This window comes from Streptomyces capitiformicae (assembly GCF_002214185.1).
Classification (GTDB): Bacteria; Actinomycetota; Actinomycetes; order Streptomycetales; family Streptomycetaceae; genus Streptomyces; species Streptomyces capitiformicae.
Genome location: NZ_CP022161.1, coordinates 5091486 through 5112482, shown reverse-complemented (window position 1 = coordinate 5112482; position 20997 = coordinate 5091486). Strand labels below are relative to the sequence as shown.

At 70.9% G+C, this 20997-nt stretch carries 11 protein-coding genes; 4 read left to right on the top strand and 7 right to left on the bottom strand.

Going from position 1 to position 20997, the window contains the following annotated elements; translation table 11 throughout:
• Nucleotides 1–26 precede the first annotated feature (26 nt).
• The 3 genes from CES90_RS22770 to CES90_RS22760 form a co-directional block, all read right to left on the bottom strand.
• Complete coding sequence (locus tag CES90_RS22770) at nt 27–1286, bottom strand: aspartate aminotransferase family protein (protein WP_229914228.1); 1260 nt, start codon at nt 1284–1286, stop codon at nt 27–29.
• Between the two features lie 55 nt (nt 1287–1341).
• Entirely contained in the window at nt 1342–1809 is a 468-nt protein-coding gene (locus CES90_RS22765; RefSeq protein WP_229914227.1) for an SRPBCC family protein, read from the bottom strand.
• 91 nt (nt 1810–1900) lie between these two features.
• Nucleotides 1901–2683 carry an alpha/beta fold hydrolase gene (locus CES90_RS22760; RefSeq protein ID WP_189786399.1) on the bottom strand — a complete coding sequence of 261 codons (783 nt, stop codon included), beginning with the start codon at nt 2681–2683 and terminating at the stop codon, nt 1901–1903.
• Between the two features lie 155 nt (nt 2684–2838).
• Between CES90_RS22760 and CES90_RS22755 the strand changes: the two genes are divergently transcribed.
• Nucleotides 2839–3633 carry an alpha/beta fold hydrolase gene (locus CES90_RS22755; RefSeq protein WP_189786398.1) on the top strand — a complete coding sequence of 265 codons (795 nt, stop codon included), beginning with the start codon at nt 2839–2841 and terminating at the stop codon, nt 3631–3633.
• A gap of 52 nt (nt 3634–3685) precedes the next feature.
• Here the strand turns inward: CES90_RS22755 and CES90_RS22750 are convergent, their stop codons facing one another.
• The 4 genes from CES90_RS22750 to CES90_RS22735 all read right to left on the bottom strand — a co-directional run bounded on the left by CES90_RS22750 (nt 3686) and on the right by CES90_RS22735 (nt 15780).
• Nucleotides 3686–6523 (bottom strand): AAA family ATPase, encoded by a 2838-nt coding sequence (locus tag CES90_RS22750; RefSeq protein WP_189786397.1) that lies wholly within the window; start codon nt 6521–6523, stop codon nt 3686–3688.
• Nucleotides 6524–6639: 116 nt separating this feature from the next.
• Nucleotides 6640–9153, bottom strand: coding sequence for an AAA family ATPase (locus CES90_RS22745; protein WP_189786396.1), 2514 nt, complete (start codon nt 9151–9153; stop codon nt 6640–6642).
• Nucleotides 9153–12077, bottom strand: a complete 2925-nt coding sequence (locus CES90_RS22740; RefSeq protein WP_189786395.1) for a helix-turn-helix transcriptional regulator — start codon at nt 12075–12077, stop codon at nt 9153–9155. The genes CES90_RS22745 and CES90_RS22740 overlap by 1 nt, the downstream gene beginning before the upstream one ends.
• A 193-nt stretch (nt 12078–12270) precedes the next feature.
• The gene (locus tag CES90_RS22735) at nt 12271–15780 is read right to left on the bottom strand and encodes a non-ribosomal peptide synthetase (RefSeq protein ID WP_208921440.1); all 3510 of its coding nucleotides are present in this window, start codon (nt 15778–15780) and stop codon (nt 12271–12273) included.
• Between the two features lie 369 nt (nt 15781–16149).
• On the opposite strand from CES90_RS22735, the gene CES90_RS22730 reads away from it, so the two are divergent.
• From CES90_RS22730 to CES90_RS22720, 3 genes are all read left to right on the top strand, one after another.
• Nucleotides 16150–16830 (top strand): helix-turn-helix transcriptional regulator, encoded by a 681-nt coding sequence (locus CES90_RS22730; protein ID WP_189786393.1) that lies wholly within the window; start codon nt 16150–16152, stop codon nt 16828–16830.
• Nucleotides 16831–16906: 76 nt separating this feature from the next.
• Nucleotides 16907–17668: a thioesterase II family protein gene (locus tag CES90_RS22725; RefSeq protein WP_269801952.1), complete on the top strand. Its 762-nt coding sequence runs from the start codon at nt 16907–16909 to the stop codon at nt 17666–17668.
• Nucleotides 17669–17870: 202 nt separating this feature from the next.
• Nucleotides 17871–20997, top strand: a 3127-nt coding sequence (locus CES90_RS22720) for a type I polyketide synthase (protein WP_208921439.1), incomplete at its 3' end; no start/stop codon positions are given.

Sequence of the window (20997 nt, the reverse complement as noted above, 5' to 3'; positions counted from 1 at the left end):
CCGCCTGCCGACAGGGCGGACGCCGATCAGAACTTCCTCGCCATGGCCGACAGCGCCCCGTCCACCGCTTCCAGCAGCCGCGCCTCCTCGTCGGGGGTGATGACGGCAGGCGGGGTGAGGCGGACGACCGGGTGCGCGTTGAGCGAGTGGTTGACCACCACATGACGGTCCACCAGTTCCAGAAGCAGTTCCCCGGCCTGGCTGGCGTCGACGAGTTCGATGCCGATGAGCAGGCCTGCGCCGCGCACCTCGCGGACCAGGCCCGGGGCCTGGGCGGTGGCGATGGCGCGCAGGGCCTCCAGCAGCCGGGCCCCGGTCTCCGCGGCACGGTCGACCAGTCCCTCGTCGCGGATCACCTCGACGGTCGCGCGTGCCGCGGCCATCGCGATCGGCGCGCCCGAGTAGGTGGACGTGTGCAGGAAGGGGTCGGAGTCGAAGGGCGCGAACGCCTCCTGGGTGGCCAGTGCGGCCGACACCGGAACGACGCCGCCGGAGAGGGCCTTCCCGATCAGCAGGACGTCCGGCCGCACCTGTGCGAGATCGCAGCCCCACCAGGCACCCAGCCGTCCCAGCCCGGTCATCACCTCGTCGACCACCAGGAAGGCGTTGTGCTCCCGGCACAGGGCCGCCACTTCCTTGAGGTAGCCGGGCGGCGGCACGATCACACCGGCCTCGCTCTGCACCGGTTCGAGCACGACGCAGGCGTCGCCACCGCCTGACCCGAGGGCCTCGGCCAGCACCCCGGGGTCACCGAAGGGGACGTGGACCACGTCGGGCAGCAGGGGCCGGAACGGGTCCTGGTAGAAGGAGTTCGCCGTCAGCGACAGGGCGCCGGCGGTCTTGCCGTGATAGCCGTTCTCCATCGAGATCAGCCGACGCTTCCCGTGGGCCCTGGCCAGCTTGACGGCCGTCTCGGTGGCCTCGGTGCCGGAGCCGGAGAAGTGGACCCGGTCGAGCCCGGCCGGTGCCACCGAGGTCAGCGCCTGCGCGGCGCGTCCGACCTCGGGGTCGAGGAAGAGACGGGTGGAGAGGGCCTGCTTCTCCACCTGCCGTTGCACGGCCGCCACGATGCGTGGATGTCCGGCTCCGGCGAAGAACACGCCGTAGCCGCCACAGTTGAGGAACTCCTGCCCATCGGTGGTGGTGACGCGGCTGCCGGACGCGGACTGCTCGACGAGACCGCCGAACATCGCGGCGAGTTGACTGCGTCCCTTGCTCAGGTGTGCGCGGTGCAGGGCGATCGCGTCTTCAGTGGATATACCACTCTCCGTCAAGAACTTGCTCACTTCGGCATTACTCTCTCGAAAGGCGACTCGTGGTCGCCGCACGCTGACGGGGGTCTCACGCTCTCTCCACCGCCGCCTTGAGCCTGGCCAGGGTGGCGCGCATTCCTTCCTGGTTGATCACGCCGCGACGCTTCGACGGGGTCCCCGTGAAGACCAGGCCGAGGAGCTTGGTGACCGGGGCGCTGCGGCCGGACCGGAGGTCCTCCCAGTACTCGGTCACCAGGCAGCCGGCGCCCTGGTCCTCGAAGCGGTAGCCCCACAGCGCCACCGGCATGCCGAACGTACGCACCTCGAAGGCGAAGTCGCGCGCGTACTCGGCGCGTACGACGGTGCATGAGGTGAACCAGAACCACAGTCGCTTGCGATTCCATCCGATAAACCGTGTTCCGGTCTCGAACTGTTGGCTTCGGGACCACACACCCACGCATTCAGGGCTCCACTCACCCATGCGCCGGACATTGCTCACCGCGAGGTAGACGGACTCCGCGGAAACCGTGACGAGAGTCCTTTCCTCGACTCTCACAGGATGATTCACCGAAGCTCCCAGCACATATGGAGGCGTGATCTCGAAAGTACGGTGTCAGGCTCGCAGTTCGAATGCGGCTGCGGCCCGATCAAAGGCCGTGGGCGGCCAGGAACTCGTCCACGCGTGCCAGCCACGCGGGCCCGGCCTCGGCGACCAGATGGCCCGACTGGATCTCCGCGTACTCGGAGCCCGCGATGCCGGCGGCGAGTGCCTGGGAGGCGGCCGGCGAGACGAAGACGTCTTCCACGGGCGCGACGACCAGCGTCGGGACGGTGATCCGTTCGAGGTCGGCGCTCACGTCCACCGTCCGGGCCAGCGTGAACTGCTCCTCGGCACCCGCCTCGACGGATCCCGCGATCTTCTTCAGCGCGTACTCCATCTGGTCCGGTGTGAACGCCGACAGCATGGTGTCGCCGAACGCCGTCAGGACGGCGAGCTGTGCATATCCCGTGAAGTCGTGCCGGGCCAGGCAGTCCAGGAACATGGCGGCGGTGATCTTCATGCGCTGGTCGGGAGTGACGAAGCCCGCCGTCAGGACGAGCCCCTTGACTCGCTCGGGGTGCCGGACTGCGGCCCGTACCGCCACCGCGGCACCGAGCGAGTGGCCGAGCACCGTGAAGGTGTCCTGGCCGGCCGTGTCGGCCGCCGCCACTATCGCGTCGGCCAGCCCGTCGAGCGTGAGCGGCCCTTCGGCGCGCGGGGTGCCGGCGGAACCGGGGTAGTCCGGCGCGATGACGGTGTGCCCGGTGGACAGCGCGGGGATGATCGTGCCGAAGTCGTTCTCCGCTTGCGTGCCCACGTCGTGTGCGAGCAGGAGAGCGGGACCGGAACCTGTGACGGCGGTGGAGAGAGCAGGTGAAAGAGACGTCATGGCGGTCACTGTATTGATCGTCTTCTGTACAAAATCCCAGACGTTCGGTGTGCCGGAAAGCCGGCTCGGCCGCGCGTGACGGAGCCCGGTACGGCCCCCAATTCCCTTGACCACACTAGACTTTCTTCTCGATCTCAGTCCCTAGAGTCGTCGGCATGTCAGATGAATCGCTTGCGCCCTATCCCCTGACCACGGCGGTCTCCGGCAGTGGCCCGGCCGTCCTGCTCGTGCCCGCAGCCGCAGGCACCATCGAGGACAGTTTCGATCCGCTGCCCACGCTGCTGTCCGAGACCCGTACGGTCGTCGCACCGGAGTACCCGGGTTCCGCCGGCGAGCCGATCGACGGCCGTGCGCTGACCCTCGACAACCTCGCGGACGCGTATGTGGCCGCCGCCGTCGCCGCCGGTCAGGAGTCCTTCACAGTCGTCGGCCACTCGCTCGGTGCCGCGGTGGCGGTACGGGCCGCGGTCCGGCACCCCGAGCGGGTCAAGGGGCTGGTCCTGACGGCGGGCTTCGCCGCTCCCGACCAGCGTATGAAGATCGTCATCTCGCTGGCCTTCGACTGCCTCGCCCGCCGTGACTTCCGCGGTTACGCCCGCCTCATGGTCCTGAGCTGCGTCGGCGCGAGCCTCGTCAACATGCTGCCGCCCGGCGAGGTGTACCGCGCCCTCGGTGAGCTGGCGGAGCTGGCCTGGCCCGGATCCGAGGAGTACTACAGCCTGCTGCGGACCGTGGACGTCACGGAGGACCTGGCACGGATCGACGTACCCACGCTGGTCATCGCGACGACGGAGGACACCTTCGTCTCCCCGGCCAACTCGCGCTTCCTGGCCGACAGTATTCCGGGGGCGGAGTACACGGAAGTCGCGGCCGGACATCTCATCAACATCGTGCACACCGAACCCTGGAACGAACTGATAGCCAAGTTCTTCGCGGAGCACAACATCTGACTGAACGTCAGAAATGTTGAGAGGGCCCGGCCGGCGGGGGCCGGGGCGCGGCTCAGCCCGGAACGTCCGCCGGTGGCCGCAACGCCTCGGTCAGCCCTGCCCGGCCCTGGATACCCAGCTTGCGGTACACCTTCGTCAGCGCCTTCTCCACCGCCCGTGACGTCACTCCGGCGTCCCGGGCGATCTCCTGGTTCGTCCGGCCCCGTGCCGCCAGCCGCGCGACCCGGAGTTCGGTGGCGGTCAGCACGGCCGTCCCCGTCGCCGGTACGAGCGTCCGCGGCTCGGGGCCGGCCGGGGTCCGCACGCGCCGGGCGGGTCGGCCCATGCCGCACTCGTCGGCGAGTTCGCGCGCGTACCGCAGATGCTCCTCCGCCTTCGGGTCGGAGAGGGCCTGCAGTTGCCTGCCCAGCAGGTGGTGCGCCTTGGAGAGTTCCCACCGGTCCGCGGAGTCCTCCAGCATCCGTGCCGACTCGTGCAGGAGCGCCACTCCCTCCTCGCCCCCCTGTACCTCGCCCCGGATCCGCAGCACCCGGCCGAGGGTGGCCGGCGCCCCCCAGGCCAGCGCGGAACCGTACACCTCCTCGATCAGCGGCAGGGCCTGCTCCTGTTCCCCCGACCGCCAGTGCAGCTCGGCCGCGACGGCGCGCCAGGGGATCAAGGCGGGGTTGTTCCACCCCAGCCGCTCCAGCAGCCGGCCGAAACTCACGATCTGCTGGACGCCGTCGCCCAGGTCACCGCCGACGGCCGCCTCCACACCGGACAGGAAGCGCTCGACGGGTGTGGTGACGGACAACTGGCGGCCGGGCAGGGACAGGCACTGACGCAGCCGCGCGGCGAGCCCGGCGTCGTCGGTCTCCAGCGCCAGATCACCCATCGCGATCAGCGCGGTGGGACCACAGTGCTCCAGGCCGACTCCGCCCGCTTCGACCGCCTCCAGGGCACGGGCCAGCGCCGGCGCCGGCTTCCCGGACGCCCTCAGCAGCCACGCCTCCTCGACGAGCCCCAACGGATGGGCCGACGGCCCGGCCGGGCCCCGGCCGCTCCCACCGGCCCGCTCCAGCCACGGCGCCACCAGGTCCGGCGCGTCCGCCGCGGCCAGCGTGAACACCACGAGGGGAAGGGCGGAGTGCACATGGTCCGGCGTGGCCGGCTCGCGCTCCAGGATGCGCTCGCTCAGCCGCGCCGCCTCCCGTGCGGTCGTCCGGCCCGTCAGCACGGCCGCGTACAGCAGTACGGCGGCCAGCTCGCGCTCGGCCACGGTGTCCAGCGGCACGTCCGGGCCCAGCGCCCGAAGCCGCTCGGCGCCCGCCTCCAGCAGCGGACGCTCCGTCAGGTCCAGATACAGGCAGCGAGCCTCCAGACTGAGCGCCACCTCCCGCAGCGGCCCCGGCAGCCGGTCGGGGGGCCCCAGATCCGTCGCCGTCAGACGGAGGCGCTCGCGCACGTGCGGGAGACTGTTGCCGATGACCATGGGGGAGAGCCGGGCGGCGACGGCCGCCCTCTCACCCGGGGACGACTGCAGTGGCACGGCCTGGATCAGATGCCGGACGGCCGCCGACGGGTCGAACTCCCGCTCGGCGATGCCGAGACAGGCGAGCAACGCCCCCCGTTCCCCGCCGTCCGCGGGGGTGTCGAGCAGCGCCCGGCGCAGATATGCGGCAGCCGCCTCGGGCCGGCCCGCCGCCAGGGCAGTCCGAGCGGCCTGCCGCAGCACGCCGACGGCCCAGCGGCCCTGGGGTGCGGCAACCAGCGTCAACTGCTCGGCGGCCGTCTCCACCTGCTGGCTGTCCGCGTGCAGCAGCCGGGCTGCCCGCACCCGCAGTTCGTCCTCCTCGGCGGCCGTCATCGACTCCGCGACCGCCTCCCGCACCGAGGGGTGGGTGAAGCGGTACGGCAGGTCATAGGTGAGCAGCCCGAGCCGCCGCAGCCCCCGTTCCGACTCGTCGCACACCGGGGCTTCCAACCCGGCGACGGACCGGGCCAGCCCGGCGTCAACCGTCTCGTGCAGGAGCGCTGCGGCCCTGATGAGCCGCAGCTGTGCCGACCCCAGGCAGGCCAGATAGCGCGGCAGTCGTTCGCGCAGCGCCGCCGGGCGTGAACGCCGGGCGGCCGGTGCCTGCTCGGCCGTCGGCCGGTGCCCGAGCGCCGCCAGCTCGGCCAGCACCTCCGTGACGAACAGCGGATTGCCCCCGGTCACCTCGCGGCAGGCCAGGACGAACGCGTCGTCCCCAGGCTCCCCGAACCACCTGTCGACCAGGGCGACGACCCCGGCCACCGACAGCGCGCCCGGCCGCACGCTGTGGTCCGCGCTGCCGACGAACTCCCGCACCGGCTGACGCTCGGCCGCGATACTGCCCTCCTGTACGGTCGCCACGATCGCGACCCGTGTGTCGGACACCCGCTTGGCCAGGTAGTTCAGCCAGGCGAGCGAGGCATCGTCGGCCCAGTGCAGATCGTCCACGAGCAGCAGCGTCGGCCGGTCGGCGCCCATCCGGCAGGTCATCGTGGCCAGTCCGTGCAGGACGGCCTCCCAGCGGTCCGCCGACAACGAGGACGTGTCGGGCAGCGCCGCTCCATCGGCGAACAGCGGCTCGACGTCGGCCCTCGTCCCCGCCCACCATCTGCCCAGCGTGGCGGGGGATGCCTCGTCCAGGACGAGATCGAACAACTGCCGTACGACACCGAACGCGTGGTCCTCCTCCATAGGAGACCCGACGGCGCGCAACACCCGGAACACGTCCGCGGACTCGCCCTCCGCCAGCGTGTCCAGGAGCTCGGACCTGCCGATCCCGATCGGCCCGGAGACGACTGCCGAAGTCCCGGAACCGGTGCTCGCGGCACCGAGTACGTCGTCCAGGGTCCGCAACTCGAACGAACGGTCTTCCAGCACGTAACAGACCCCTTGTCACTGTTGCTTGCGACGCCGCGCGCCGCTTGGGTTCCGTCAATAGACGATATTTCTCAGCCAGACCGGGCGGCTGACCGTATGAGAAACCGAACGGGCCTTCACCCGGGATCGGCCCCGGTCTCCAGCCCGATGACCGGGACGGCGGATGTCCCCGCCGACAGCAATGCCGCGGTCCACGCGGCCAGCTCCGGTGCGCTCGGTAACGTGTCCGAACTGCTCACCGCCCGGGCCGCCCGGACGAGCGCGTCCTCGCCCAGCTCCCGGTCGGAGGCCAGGGCGATGCCCACCGCGATTGTCCCCACGGCGCTCGGCTTGTTCCACGCCGAGGACAGCCGCTGGTGCTCCTCGGCCAGACGGGTCGCCGCCTCGACGTCTCCGCACACATGCCGGGCGACCGCCGCGAAGTAGCGCCACGAGATGAAGTTCGGATGCACGATCTGTTTGTGTAACAGACGCCGCCCGCACTCCTCCAGATCGGTGGCGGCGCCGACGGCGTCACCGTCGCCCAGCCGCGCACAACCGCGGGCCCACAGCAGTCCGGGCCACCCCGTGGCGTCCCACTCGGCCCCCTGACCGGCCTCCTCGGCCAGTCGCAGGGCCGCGCCGAACTGCGACCTGTACACGCGCAGCACCATCTCCAGTGTGGTGAACCGCAGCGAGACCGAAGGGTGCCAGCGGTGGGCCGGCAGCCGCTTTCGCACCAGGTTGAGGTCGAGCTCCGCCTCCTTGAGCCGGGCGCAGCGCAGCAGGGCCCAGGCACGGGCCTCCAGTGCCCGGGCGTGGACGGTCTCCATGTACTGCTGTGAGGTCTCCGTCAGTACGGCGTCCAGGCCGGCCAGTGCTTCGTCGTACCGGCCGTGCACCACCAACACCCGGCAGGCCATGATCCGCGTCGCGAACAGGGAGCTGTCGCCCTGTGACTGACCCAGTGCTAGGCGGGCCAGCTCCTGACTGCGGTCGGCGGACTGGCCCCGCAGCATCAGCCGCCAGGCGGTGAGTGCAGAGCGCACCGGATGGCCCGCGAGGGCGGCGGCCGGCGAGGAGTCCAGCAGACGTTCCAGCAACTGGTCGTGGGACTGGTCCTGGGGGTTCGTCAGCTCCATGGGCCACGGGGCCGCGGGCGACAGCGGCTCGCCGACCGGGGTGTCCTGGGCCGCGAGCCGGGTCGCCACGGCCTCGACCCCCTTGGCGTACAGCAGGTCGATGGCCCCCAGTCGCAGCGGCGCGAGCACCCCGTTGGTGGTGTCCATGAAGACCTGGACGAGGGGCGCGTCGCCCGCGTGCGGGGACTCCGCCATCTCGGCGGCACCGAGTTCCAGGAGCAGTTGAGCCTGTTCCCCCTTGTCCATGTCCTCGTCCAGGGCCCGCTGCAGACAGCGCGCCGACATCGCGTTGTCACCCCGGTTCCGGCTCGCGGCGGCTGCCCGGTGCAGGGCCTGTACCGCCCAGGCGTGGCCAGTCCGGCGGGTGCCCAGCAGCAGCCGGGCCAGCTTCTCGTCCTCGATCGCCGTCTTGTGGCCGAGCAGGGCCGCGGCAGCGTACAGCTCCTCCCGCGCCTCGGGCGCCAGCCCCGCCAGCACACACGCGGCCGTCTCTTCGTCGGACACGGCCCACGGCTCGCCCGGCGCGAGCAGTCCGGCCGCCCGCAGCATGGTGATCGCCCGCGGCGCCGACAGGGTGCGCAGTCCGGCCAGCCGGCAGAACAGCGCGGGGGGCAGTTCCCGGCCGCACACCACGATCGCGCGCAGCAGCAGCACCAGGTCGCCGGGGAGGGCGTCCAGCAGTTCGGACACCTGCTTGTCGGCGGCGTCCTTGGCCCGCGAGGTCAGCTCCGCCAGCGCGCCGGGCGACCAGCTCTGCGGGCCCCGGACGAGTGGGACGACCGCGGCGCACAGCACCTTGGGACTGCCTCGGGTGGCGCGGGCCGCGGCCTCGACGAACGCGTCGTCGACCGGGCCGCCGTGCGCCCGCTCCAGGACCGTACGGATGCCGGACACGCTCAGCGGTCGCAGCTCGACGGTCTCTCCCGCGCCTTCCGTCAGACCGGATGCCGCCTGCTCGGTCGAGGTAGGTCCGGCAGCGGTGACCAGGAGCACCGGAGCCTGCCGCAGCCGCCGCGACAGCGCGTCGAGCAGGTTCCGGGACCAGGGGTCCGCCCACTCCAGGCCGTCGACCACGACGAGCAGGGGGCGCTGCCGCGCTGCCCGCAGAAAGGTCCGGCACAGATCGGCGGTCAGCGCCCGGCCGTTCGGCGCCTGCCGCGCGGCCCGCTCATCGGATGTGTAACGGTCGCGGCGGTACGCGGAGCCGAGCAGTTGCTGGACGACGCCGTACCTCAGCCCGGACTCCTGGGCCGAGCCACGCCCGTACATCACCCGTACGCCCGACTGCTCGGCGAGGTCCGCGGTCCACCGCAGCAGCGCGCTGCGGCCCGAGCCCGGCACCCCGAGCACCCTGACGGCCGCCGACCGGCCCTTGACCAGCCCGCCCAGTGCCACCCGCAGCCGTTCGCACGCCTGCTCGCGGTCCACCAGGAGCCCGTTGTGCCGCTGGTGGGGCCACGGTTCTTCCGGCTGCGACCGGTCGGTCGGCGAAGTGCGGTCCGCGGCCATCACCGGCTCCCCGCCGAGCCGCGTGCCACGCGAACGGCCGGTCCGCCGGCTCCGCCCTCGGCCCGCGGTGCGTCCTGGCCGTGCCGCCAGCGCGGCAGGATCTGCGACAGCTCCCGTCGGTTGCTGACACCGAGTTTGCGATAGGTGGCCGTCAGATGGGTCTCGACGGTGCGCAGCGTGATGAACAGCTCGTCGGCGATCCGCTGGTTGCTCACGCCCCGCATGGCCAGCTCCGCGATCTGGAGTTCGGACCTGGTCAGCAGGAGACTCGCCGGGCCGTCGGTCGCCTTCCGCAGTCGACCGCCCGCCATGACCAGGAGTTCGGCGGCGGCGCCCGCCGAGCCGTGGGCGCCGGTCCGGGTGGCGAGGTCGACGGCCTGCCGCAGGTGCTTGCGGGCCGCGGCCGGGTCACCGGCCTGCAACAACGCGCGCCCCAGTTGGTAGTCGACCTGGATGCGGGAGGCCAGATCGGGCGCCCCGGCGAGCACGTCGGCCGCCTCCAGGTAGAGGCCGATCGACTTCCGTTGGTCCGCCGCCGCGGCCCGGGCCAGCAGCACCTGGCCGAGGGCACGGGGCGTGCCCCAGTTGGCTGCCGGCGTGGCGACCTGCTCGATCAGCTCACGCGCCTCCGGCGCCCGTCCGTCCTTGACGAGGAGCTTCACCGCGTACATCCACCAGGGCGAGATCACCGGGTTGACGACACCGGAGGCCCTCAACTCGTCGCCTGTACGCAGGAATGTACGCAGCGCGCCGGCCCGGTCGCCCCGCCGCCACCGCGACCACCCCCAGTACATGGACAGCAGACACCGGGCCCAGCCGAGTTCACCGTCCGGCGTATCCGCCCCCTCGATGATTCCGCGCCGTGCCAGTAGCTTGTCGGCCGCCTCCGGGCGCCCCGCCGCGGTCAGTAAGACCGCCATGACCGAGGGCGGAAGCGTCGAGGACCGACGCCAGGATGCCCGCTCGTCGAGCTCCAGTGCGCGCCGCGCCTCTGCCAGGCCTTCGTGGATGGCCCCCCGGAGGTACAGCGTCAGCCCCCTCAGGGCCAGGTGCTGGTGATGAACCCAGTCGTTGCCCTGGTCCCGCGACACGTCCAGCGCCTGCTCGAAGACCTGGGACGACAGTTCGACCTCGTCGGCCAGGGCCAGGACCCAGCTGCTTTGGTGTGATATCCAGTCATCCCAGACTGCGCTCGTGAGAGCCCGCTGCGCGAGCGTCACGGCGGCTGGCGCCGACCGGCTTTCCACCGCTGTGAGCAGTGCCTGGGCGGCGAGTATCCGCCGTTCCTCGAGAGTGTCGCCCGCGGGCTGCCTCGTGGTCCTCAGCGCGGTCGCCGACTCCTGTACCCGGGCTCGGCCGCTCCGGGAGTCCGGCGCCCGGCTGATTCCGATGACCACCAGAGTGGACCGCAGTCGGCACTCCAGCTCCGCCTCCTCCGGGCTGGGCCGCCCGCCCGTCGCCGTACGCAGTGCCTCCAGGGCCGCGGCGAGTACGGGCTCGGCCGTGAGTACGCGCTGCGTGGCGATCGCCGCGTCGCCGTACCGTATGGCGAGGCGGGCCTGTTCGACCGGGGTGGCCGCCCGGCGTACGGCCGCGAGCAGGTCGGGGAGCGCGGCCGCCGGGTCCAGCCGCATCAGCGTCTCCGCCAGCCGGATCCGGGTCCGCTCCCGCTCCGCCGGGTCGCACTGGTCGGCCAGTAGCCGTCGCAGGTACCGCACGCTTTCCATCGGCTCGCCCTGGTGCATTGCCTCGTCCGCGGCGGTGTGCAGCGCGTCGGCCATCCAGGCGCACTCCAGACGGGGTAGTCGCAGTAACTGTTCCGCCACCTGCCGAACCGGCTGGGCGGTGTCGTTCAGCAGTGCCACGGCACGCTCGCACAACTGCGTCTGCTCTCGCGGTGGGAGCGTGTCGATCACCGCCTGCCGGATCGTCTCGTGGACGAAACCGGATCCGTCCGGCGTGACGATGCCTTCCTCGCGCAGTACGGCCAGTGCCGTCCGGGCCCGTCCGGCGGACACCCGGGCCATCGCGCCGACCAGCGCGGGGCCGATGTCACCCGCCACGGCCAGGGCCGCCAAGACGTTCCGCACCGGCTGGGGCAGCATGGCCAACCGCGTCCGCAGCGAAGCCCGTACCGTGGCCCGGCCGCGTTCCACGACCCGCTCTGCCTCACCGGCCCGAGGCTGTACTCCCGCGTTCGACAGAGCGTCGAGCAGTTGGTGCAGCAGCCGCGGATTGCCGCCCGACAACCTGGCGCACTCCTGTGCGAACTGCGGTTCCGGGGTGCCGAGCCGCTGCCCCACGACATCGGCGACGGTCGCCGGGTCCAGTGGGCCAAGGCCGAGCACGGCCGACGCGTGCCAGGCTGTGAGCTGCTCCAGTTCGTCGCCGTCCGGAGGTGTCGCCCGATCCCTCGAGGCCGCCAGCACCAGCAGCGGGCGGTGCCGCGACCTGGTCAACAGGAAGCGCAGCCAGCGCAGCGAGGACGCGTCGCACCAGTGCGCGTCGTCGACCACCAGGGCCAGCGGCCGGTGGGCCGCGAGCAGGGCCACGCACCGCTCCAGCCGCCGCAATGTCGGGTACGCCCCGGTCAGGGGCGTGGCGGCGGACAGGGCCGCCGCCAACTGCTCCCGGGCCCTGGGCTGGAGATCCGCGGGCGTCCGCAGGAGTTCCGAGGCCGCCGCGTACGCCGTGGCGGAGTCCGTCTCCCGGCAGGTGACACGCAGGACGGTGAACCCGTCACCCGGCACCCCGTCCAGCAGGGCGCTCTTGCCGATGCCGGACGGCCCGCGCACGATGACCAGCCTGCCCCGGCCCGCCCGGGCCAGGTCGGCCTCCTCCCTCAGGCGTGCCGACTCGGTCGTACGGCCGGTCGGAGAACCGTCTGGCGAGCGGGAACCGGCTTGTGGCACGACTTCCGTCAACGGGCTTTCCTCCCTGACATCACGTTCGTCCATACCTGGTCACTCAGGCGTATCTACGCAGTGTGAGGGTGCCATGAGACCCAGTTGCCGGAGTTGTGAACGTGCGGTGAAACAATGCAAGTTTCAAGAGGGTGAAACAATGCAAGTTTCAAGGGAATGGTTCGCGTAGGTCAAGTTCTTGGTGGATCCGTGATCAAGAGGGACTCGACTGGAGGGAGTCCGTCTGCGCGGGTCCGCCCGCGTGCCCCGCGTGCCCCGCGTGCCCCGCGTGCCCCGCGTGCCCCGCGTGCCCCGCGTGCCCCGCGGCCTCCGTGTCCGCCACTCTGACCTTTCGGACCGCGGAACAGACCTGCTCCAGGGTCGGATCGGCGAGGATCCGCGGGAGGAGGTGATCCAGGAACCGTTCCTCCAGTTCGGCCCCCACCACCTCCGTGGACACACCACCGAGCATGGCGATCAGCGAAACCGAATCCCCGCCCAGCAGATGGAAGTCGGCGTCGGCGCCGAGCCGTTCGGGGTCGACAGCCAGGACCCGCCCCCAGACCTGGGCGACGGCTTCCTCGACCTCGTCACGTACGACGGTTCGCGCGACGGGGGCAGGGGTGCCGGGCTCCTGGGCGAACGGGTCGGGGAGCGCCTGGACGTCGATCTTGTCACTGCTGGTGCGGGGCAGCTCCGCCACCTGCAGCAGCACCGTCGGCACCATGGCACGGGGTAGCCGTGCCGCCGCGTGAACCGCCAACAGGTCGGTCTCCACCGGGGTGTTGAGGACCACATGGGCGCACAGTACTCTCCGGCCGTCACTGGGCCGGACCCGTGCTGTCACGACCGCCCGTTCCACCGCCGGGTGTTCCTCCAGACAGCGGGCGATCTCGGCGGGCTCCACCCGCACCCCGTTCACCTTGACCTGATGGTCGATCCGGCCGAGGCATTCCAGGGAGCCGTCGGGTAGCAGCCGCCCCAGGTCACCGGTCCGGTACACCCGGGTGCCGTCGCCGAGGCGGACGAATCGGTCCCGGGTCAGATCGGGCCTCTGCCGGTAACCGAGCGCGAGGGCCGCGCCCGAGACACAGATCTCGCCGATCTGTCCCGGCTCGGTGAACTGCCGGTCCGCGGCGATCAGATAGACCGCGGAGCTGTCGGCGGGCAGCCCGATGGGAACGGTGGGGGACCCGGAATGCTGCTCGGCGTCGAACACGCCGGCCGTGCACGCGATGGTTGCCTCGGTGGGGCCGTACGCGTTGACGATCCGGCAGTCCGGGCCGAAGATCCGCTGAGTGCGCTCGGCGAGCAGCCCGGTGAGCGGCTCCCCCGCAGCCGCGACCACCTTGAACCCGCTCGGCGAGAGCCCGAGCCGGCCGATCAGATCGAGATGGGTCGGGGTGAGGGAAAGGGTGTTGGCCCCCGACTCCTCGAGGAGTTTCCGCAGCACCAGATGGTTGGGCTCCTCGGGCACCAGCAGCACCGTGCCGCCCGAAAGCAGCGGCGGGAAAACCGAGTTGTACGTCCAGTCGAACGCGACCGAGGCGAACAGCGGGATGCGGGTGGCGGCGTCCATCCCGTAGAGCCGGACCGCCCAGCGGACGTAGTTGACCACACTCCGGTGAGTGACCTCGACACCCTTGGGGCGGCCCGTGGAACCGGATGTGTAGATGACATACGCCAGGTCCTCGGCCTCTACCGGGTCCGGCGCCGGATCGGCAGTCGGCCCGGAACCCGGTTCGGTGCCCGGACCGGCTTCTGCGGCACCGACCCGCTCCAGCACGAGCACGTCGAAGGAGGGCCAGTCGCCGAGCCGCGTACGGTGGCTGTCCTGGACCAGGCAGAGTGGGGAACCGGCGTCCGCCAGCAGGTCGAGGAGGCGGCTGTCCGGGTGCCCCGGCTCCAGCGGCAGGAACGCGGCGCCCGCCTGCAGCACCCCCCACATCCCGGCGAGCAGGGCGACACCGCGGTCCGCGAGCAGACCGATCACGTCTCCCTTGCCGATGCCGCGCTCGCGCAGCGCGCTGGCCACCGCGTCCGCCCGGCGGCCCAGGTCGCCGTACGTGACCGGCCCCTCCGGGCCGCACAGCGCGATGGCGTCCGGGGTCCTGCTCACCTGCTCGCGGAAGAGCGCGGTAAGGGTGGTGGGTGCGGTGGGTGCGGTGGGTGCGGTGGGTGCGGTGGGTGCGGTCGGGGCGAGCGCGGGGGCAGCCGCCTCCGCCTGCTCGTGGCCGAGGCCGCGCGCATGAGGGCCGCGGTGCGCGAGGGGCACCAACTCCTCGACGACGTCGTCCAGCAGCTGTTCGCCCCGGGCGATGGCCTCCGGCCCGTCGTGCCAGCCGAGGACGATCTCGGCCCGGCCGTCGCACTCCATGATGGTGAACATCGGTGGGCTCATGGCCAGAAGCATCGGGAGCGCGTAGACCGAGGCCGCCTCGAAGACGTCCGTGCTGACCTCGGCGAGCGCGACCCGGCCCAGGCTGGACAGGACGGCTGAGCCGAAGTACTCGCCCGTGAGCGTGACCTGGGCGTCCATGGCGGCGCCGCCCTGCCGGATGTCCTCCAGCGGCACCGGCACGACCTGCGTGGGAACCGGCCCCGGCGGCAGTTCCCGCCGGTCGGCCAGCGCGGACAGCACGCTCTGGTGGGCCGTCCGCCAGTCGTCGCCCGCCTGGACGTCGACGGATATGCCCATGGTCAGATTGCCGGTGGTGCGCAGCTCGGGATCATGGCGGCGCAGATCGACGGGGATGCCGAAGCGCGCCCGGTCCAGCCCACTGGCCTTGGTGATCGCGGTGGCCAGCTTCGCCACCAGCCCCAGATGGTTGCCGTCGATGGTACGCCGCCGCCAGAACAGCCTGCGGCTGCCTCGCTGTTGTGGATGGGCGAGCACCGGCGACCAGGTGGAGGGGGCGACCCCCGGATCGTCGCCCGAAGAGCTCGCGAGGAGCTGGAAGAACAACTCGACATCCGTGAGCGGGGGTTGGTCCTCTGTCGGGACGCCGGTTCCGGTTGCGGGAATGTCCGCCTCGGTCACGGCGCCTTCGCCGGCCTCCGAGTCCTTCGTCTCCTCCGAGTCCTCCGTCTTCTCCGCGGCCGTCGTGGACAGGCTCGCGGCGTGCAGCAGGTTGACGAACTCCAAGTCCGTGACAGCCGACTTGGCCTCGATGGGCGGTTCGCCGCGAAGAGCGGCGAAAACGGAGACGATCCAGTGGCGCATCCCGCCCCCGTCCATGACACCGTGGTTGGCGCGGAAGACGACCGTACTGTCGGGGCCGTCGACGAGCAGCACCTCACAGGTGGGCTCGCCCTCGCCGATGAGCGGGGTGTGCAGGGCGGGCTCGTCCGCCAGTTCGTCCCGGTCGAGACACCGGCGGTCCAGTACCCGCACCTCGGGTGCCCGGCCGGTGTCCGTCCAGTTCGCGCCGTTCAGCGCCAGCCGGGTCCCGGGGCATGCCTCGGCAGTGACAGTGACCGCGTGCCGCAGCTCGGCGACGTCGATGCGGCCGTGCCCCTCGACGAGAACCTGCATCACCGCAGGAATCTCGGCAGGCGAGGCGAGGAACTGGATTCGCTCGCTGGGGGTCACGGGCCGTGTGAACACGGCGTCCCTGGATTCCGTCGGCATCGGTCCGTCCTTCTGCGTCGCGCGGTTCGTCGCCGACACCGTGCGGTTCTCCGCCCGCGTCGTGTGGCTCTCCCGCTTGGCCGTGGCCGTCATGCTAGGCAGACAACATTTAGTCATTAGCCCAGTTCGGCCGCGCTTTCCGCGTGCCCCGCCCGCACCGGACCCCCACCACCGGACCCCCACCACCGAACCACCGGACCCCCACCACCGAACCACCGGACCCCCACCACCGAACCACCGAACCCCCACCACCGAACCCCCACCACCGAACCACCGAACCCCGATCCCCCTCGGGGCGCTCCGCACCACGGCATTAGCCCTCCCGTGCCGTCTCTTCCTTGACGATCACCGAGAGCGGTCCCTACGTTTCGAGCCATGGCCACCCGGCTCGGCGGGATTCTCTCGCTATGAGGGGCGGGTGGCTCAGGGAATTTTCGGCGGGGGTGTCGGAGAGAGGCGAAGATGAGCGAACTCACGCCTTCCGGAGTGCTGGAGGAAGCTGTCCGGGAAGTATCGGAGGACCGGTCGACGTTGCCCGGACTCCTTTCAGAGATATCTGGTATTTGTGTGGCCATGCTGGACACGCAGTTGCGTGTCAGGAAGACAGACGATAACTTCCGGAAGCACTTCGGACAGGACGTGGGAGAACTCCACGGATCCCGTTTCGTGGAGCTGGTTCACCCTGGCATGGGGAAAACCGTCCAGGAGCAGTTGAACCGGCTGATCGATGGCAGGAAACGCCGCTTCGACACGCCGATCGTCGCCGCCCGGCCCGACGGATCCATCTTTCCCGGCCTGCTGACCGGAGTCGTGCGCAACGGCGCGCACGACAGTACCGAGGCGGTCGGAGTGCTGGTCAAGCCCGAGGGCGCCGACTACGAAGGCAGGCCGATAGCGAACCGCCGGCAGGCGATCACCGAACTCGACGCACGGATCCTGGAAGGCGTCGCTGCCGGTGTTCCCTCGGCTCAGCTTGCCGTCCGTCTCTACCTGAGCCGACAGGGCATCGAGTACCACATCGGCGGAATGCTGCGGAAATTTCAGGCACCCAACAGATCGGCCCTCGTTTCCCGGGCGTATGCCTCCGGGATCCTGTGTATCGGGAGCTGGCCGCCCAGAGTCCTGCCCGACTGCGTGCGGTGATCTCACAGGTGTGGACGGTGTCTCGCAGGGTTTTCATAGGACGGCGCGAGTGGTCCGCTACCAGAAGGCAGTGAGCATGGCTGTTAATCCCGTAAAAGGCGACCTGTGGCTCAGGTCCTACAACCCGGCACCGGGCAGCGAGGTCCGGATGGTGTGCTTTCCACATGCCGGAGGATCCGCCCCCTTTTATTTTCCGATGGCCAAGGCTTTTCCCTCCTCCGTGGAAATTCTGGCCGTCCAGTACCCGGGACGGCAGGAGCGGCGCGCGGAATCCCTTGTCGGTGACATCGACCGACTTGCCGACGCGCTCTTCGAGGTTCTCAGGCCCCTGACCGACAAACCGCTCGCGCTGTTCGGCCACAGTATGGGCGCTGTTGTCGCATTCGAGGTCGCCCAGCGGCTGGAAAACCTGGCGGAAACGGTACCGGTCGCGCTGTTCGCCTCCGGGCGGCGCGCTCCCTCCCGCCACCGCGACGAGCGAGTGCACACCCTGGACGACCGCGGACTGATAGCCGACCTCAGGGAACTGAACGGCACGGACTCCGCTCTGCTCGGCGACGACGACCTGCTCGAACTCATTCTGCCGTCGGTGCGCAACGACTACCGGGCCGTGGAGACGTACCGCTGGCGACCGGCCCCGAAGCTGAACTGCCCGATCACTGTGTTCACCGGCGACGGGGACCCACGGGTCTCGGCGGACGAGGCAAGCGCCTGGGAACAGCACACCACCGGGGAATTCGCCCTGCGTACCTACCACGGCGGCCACTTCTTCCTCACCGACCACCAAGAGGACATCAACGCCGCCGTACTGGACCGGATCCTCACCTCGCGCCGCTGACTCGCCCGGTCCACCTCTCCCCCCACCACACCGGGCCGTCCCGCACGACGTGCCCGCTGTCTTTCTGCCTCCCCTGTCGTCTCGCGTCCCCACCCCCACCCGCGGCGCCGGAGCACTGTCCCGCCGGCCATGCCGCACGCCCCCTTGCTCCGCGGTGCCCGTTGGCACGCTGCGCAGCCTCCTTGTGGAAGAGGTCTCCCGAATGCAGACGAACGCGCAGACCCCCGCGCTGCCCTGGACGTTGTCCGCTCCGAGCCAGGCGGCACTGCGGCAACGGGCACGCCAACTGCGTGACTTCGTCGTGTCCGGCGACCCGAATCCGGCCGACCTGGGGCTCTCCCTCGCCACGAGGGAGCCGGCTGGGGACTACCGGGCGGTGATCGTGGGCCGTACGGCGGAGGAGTTGCTCTCGGGCCTGGAAGTGCTCGCCGAGGGCGGCACCGCGAGCAATGTCGTCCAGGGCAGGGTCGCCGACTGGCGGCCCGGCGGCACCGTGTTCGTCTACCCCGGACAGGGCGGCCAGTGGGCCGCGATGGCCAGGGCGCTGTCCGTCGAATCGCCGTTGTTCCGGCGGACGCTCGAAGAGTGCGCGCAGGCATTGGAGCCCTACGCGGACTGGTCGTTGCTCGATGTCCTCGACGAGGTTCCCGGCACCGTCGAGGACATCAACCGCACGGATGTGGCGGTGGTCTGCCTCTTCGCTGTGATGGTGGCCCTGACCGAGCTGTGGCGCAGCCATGGCATAGAGCCCGACGCCGTGACCGGCCACAGCCTCGGCGAGATGCCCGCGGCGGCCGTCGTGGGCGGCCTGACCCTGAAGGACGCCGCCCGCGTCACCGTGGTCTGGGGCAGGGAATACGAGAAGATCGACGGTCGCGGCACCATGGCCGCCGTGGCCCTCTCCGCCGAGGAGATCGAACGCCGGCTCGCGGGCCGGAGCGACCTGTGCCTCGCGGCGATCAACGGCCCGAAGTCGGTCGTCGTCTCGGGCGAGACGGACGCCGTCATCGAACTCGTCGCCGAACTGCGGGAGCAACGCGTCGCCGCCATGCGGATCCCCGTGAACGTGGCGGCTCACTCCCCGCACGTGGACGAGTTGCGCGAAGGCATCATCAGCGGCCTCGACGGCATCGCCCCCTGGTCCTCGCCGATCCCCTTCTACTCAAGTGTCGCCGGCGGACGCAAGGACACCGCCGGAGTCGGCGCGGGCTACTGGTTCCTGAACCTCCGCGAGACCGTCCGCTTCGAACAAGCGGTCAACGAACTGGTGGCCGACGGCCATCACACCTTTGTGGAGATCAGCCCGCACCCCGTACTGACGATGCAGATCCAGGCCACCCTGGAGAGCGTCGGCGCACAGGGAACGGTCGTGGACACCATCCGCCGCAACAAGGGCGGCATGGACCGCTTCCTGCTCTCCCTCGCCCAGCTCTACGTACAGGGCGCCACCCCGGACTGGACAGCTCCGTTCGACGGAACCGGCGCGGAACGCATCGAGTTGCCCGAACCCCCCACCGCAGAAGACGAGAACGAGAACGAGGGCGGGAGCGTGGAAACGGCCACAGCACCCGCTGCCGCCGCTTGGCGTGACCGTCTCGACGGCCTTTCCGACCCGGAGATCCTGCACGCGCTGCTGACCCTCATACGGGAGGAGGCCGCGACCCTGCTCGACCTCAGCGGACCCGAGGCCGTCCGCGCCGACCAGGCATGGACCAACATGGGCGTCGACTCCGTCGTCGCGGTGGCCCTGCGCAACCGCCTGAACGACCTGTGCGGAACCGTCCTCCCCGTCACCGTCGCGTTCGAGTCTCCCACCCCCGAGGCGCTCGCCGCGGTCGTACGGGACACCTTGCTCGGCCGCTCACCCGACGAGCTCGACGACGCCGACCTCCACCAGGTCCGGGACGGCGATCCGGACTCGGCGGCCGGGGCGCCGGGCGAGCCGAACGACCCCATCGCCATCGTCGGCATGGCCTGCCGGTTCCCCGGCGGAGTCGCTTCCCCCGAGGACCTGTGGCGCCTGGTCGCAGAAGGACGCGACGCGCTCTCGCCGCTCCCCGTCAACCGCGGCTGGGACATCGACGGCGACTACCACCCCGTCGCCGGCACTCCGGGCACCTACTACCAGCGCGAAGGCGGCTTCCTCCACGACGCCGACGAATTCGACGCGGGCTTCTTCGGCATCTCGCCGCGTGAGGCGCTGGCGATGGACCCGCAGCAGCGGCTGCTCCTGGAAACCTCGTGGGAGGCCCTGGAACGGACCGGTATCGATCCCACGTCCCTCAAGGGCAGCCGGACCGGCGTCTACGTCGGCATGATCGCCTTGCACTCCGGCGAACACATGCAGAGCCCTCCGGAGGGCACCGGCGGTTACCTCGTCACCGGCACCACCGGCAGCGTGGCGTCCGGCCGGATCGCCTACGCCCTCGGTCTGGAAGGCCCCGCCCTCACACTGGACACCGCTTGCTCCTCGTCCCTGACCGCCCTCCACACGGCCTGCCATGCGCTGCGTAACGGCGACTGCGACATGGCCCTGTCGGCCGGTGCGACCGTCCTGTCCGACCTGGGCGCGTTCAAGGAGTTCAGCCAGCTCGGCGCTCTGTCCGCCGACGGCCGGGACAAGGCGTTCGCCGCCTCGGCCGACGGCTTCGGCCTGGCCGAGGGCGTGGGCGTACTTGTCCTGGAGCGACTGTCGGACGCGCGGCGCCGTGGGCACGAGGTGCTTGCGGTGGTGCGGGGCAGTGCGGTCAACCAGGACGGCGCGAGCAATGGCCTGACGGCTCCGAGTGGTCCGGCGCAGCGCCGGGTGATCCGGAAGGCGCTGGCCGTCGCCGGGCTGTCCGCTGCCGAGGTGGACGCGGTCGAGGCGCACGGCACGGGTACCCCGCTCGGGGATCCGATCGAGGCGCAGGCCCTGCTGGCCACTTATGGACGGGGGCGTCCCGAGGACCGGCCGTTGTGGCTGGGTTCGGTGAAGTCGAACATCGGTCATACGCAGGCGGCTGCGGGTGTGGCTGGTGTGATCAAGATGGTGGAGGCGATGCGCCAGGGCGTGTTGCCGGCCACCCTGCACGTCGATAAGCCGACGGATCAGGTCGACTGGTCGTCCGGGGCGGTTCGGCTGCTGACGGAGGCGCGGGAGTGGCCGGAGGCCGACCGTCCGCGCCGGGTCGGTGTGTCCGCCTTCGGTATCAGTGGGACGAACGCGCACGTGATTCTCGAGCAGGCTCCGTCGGGGGAAAACGTCGAGGGCCTTGAGGCTGGGGAGTCGGGTTCGGGTTCGGGTCTGGTGGTGTGGCCGGTGTCGGCGCGCAGTGAGGTGGCGTTGC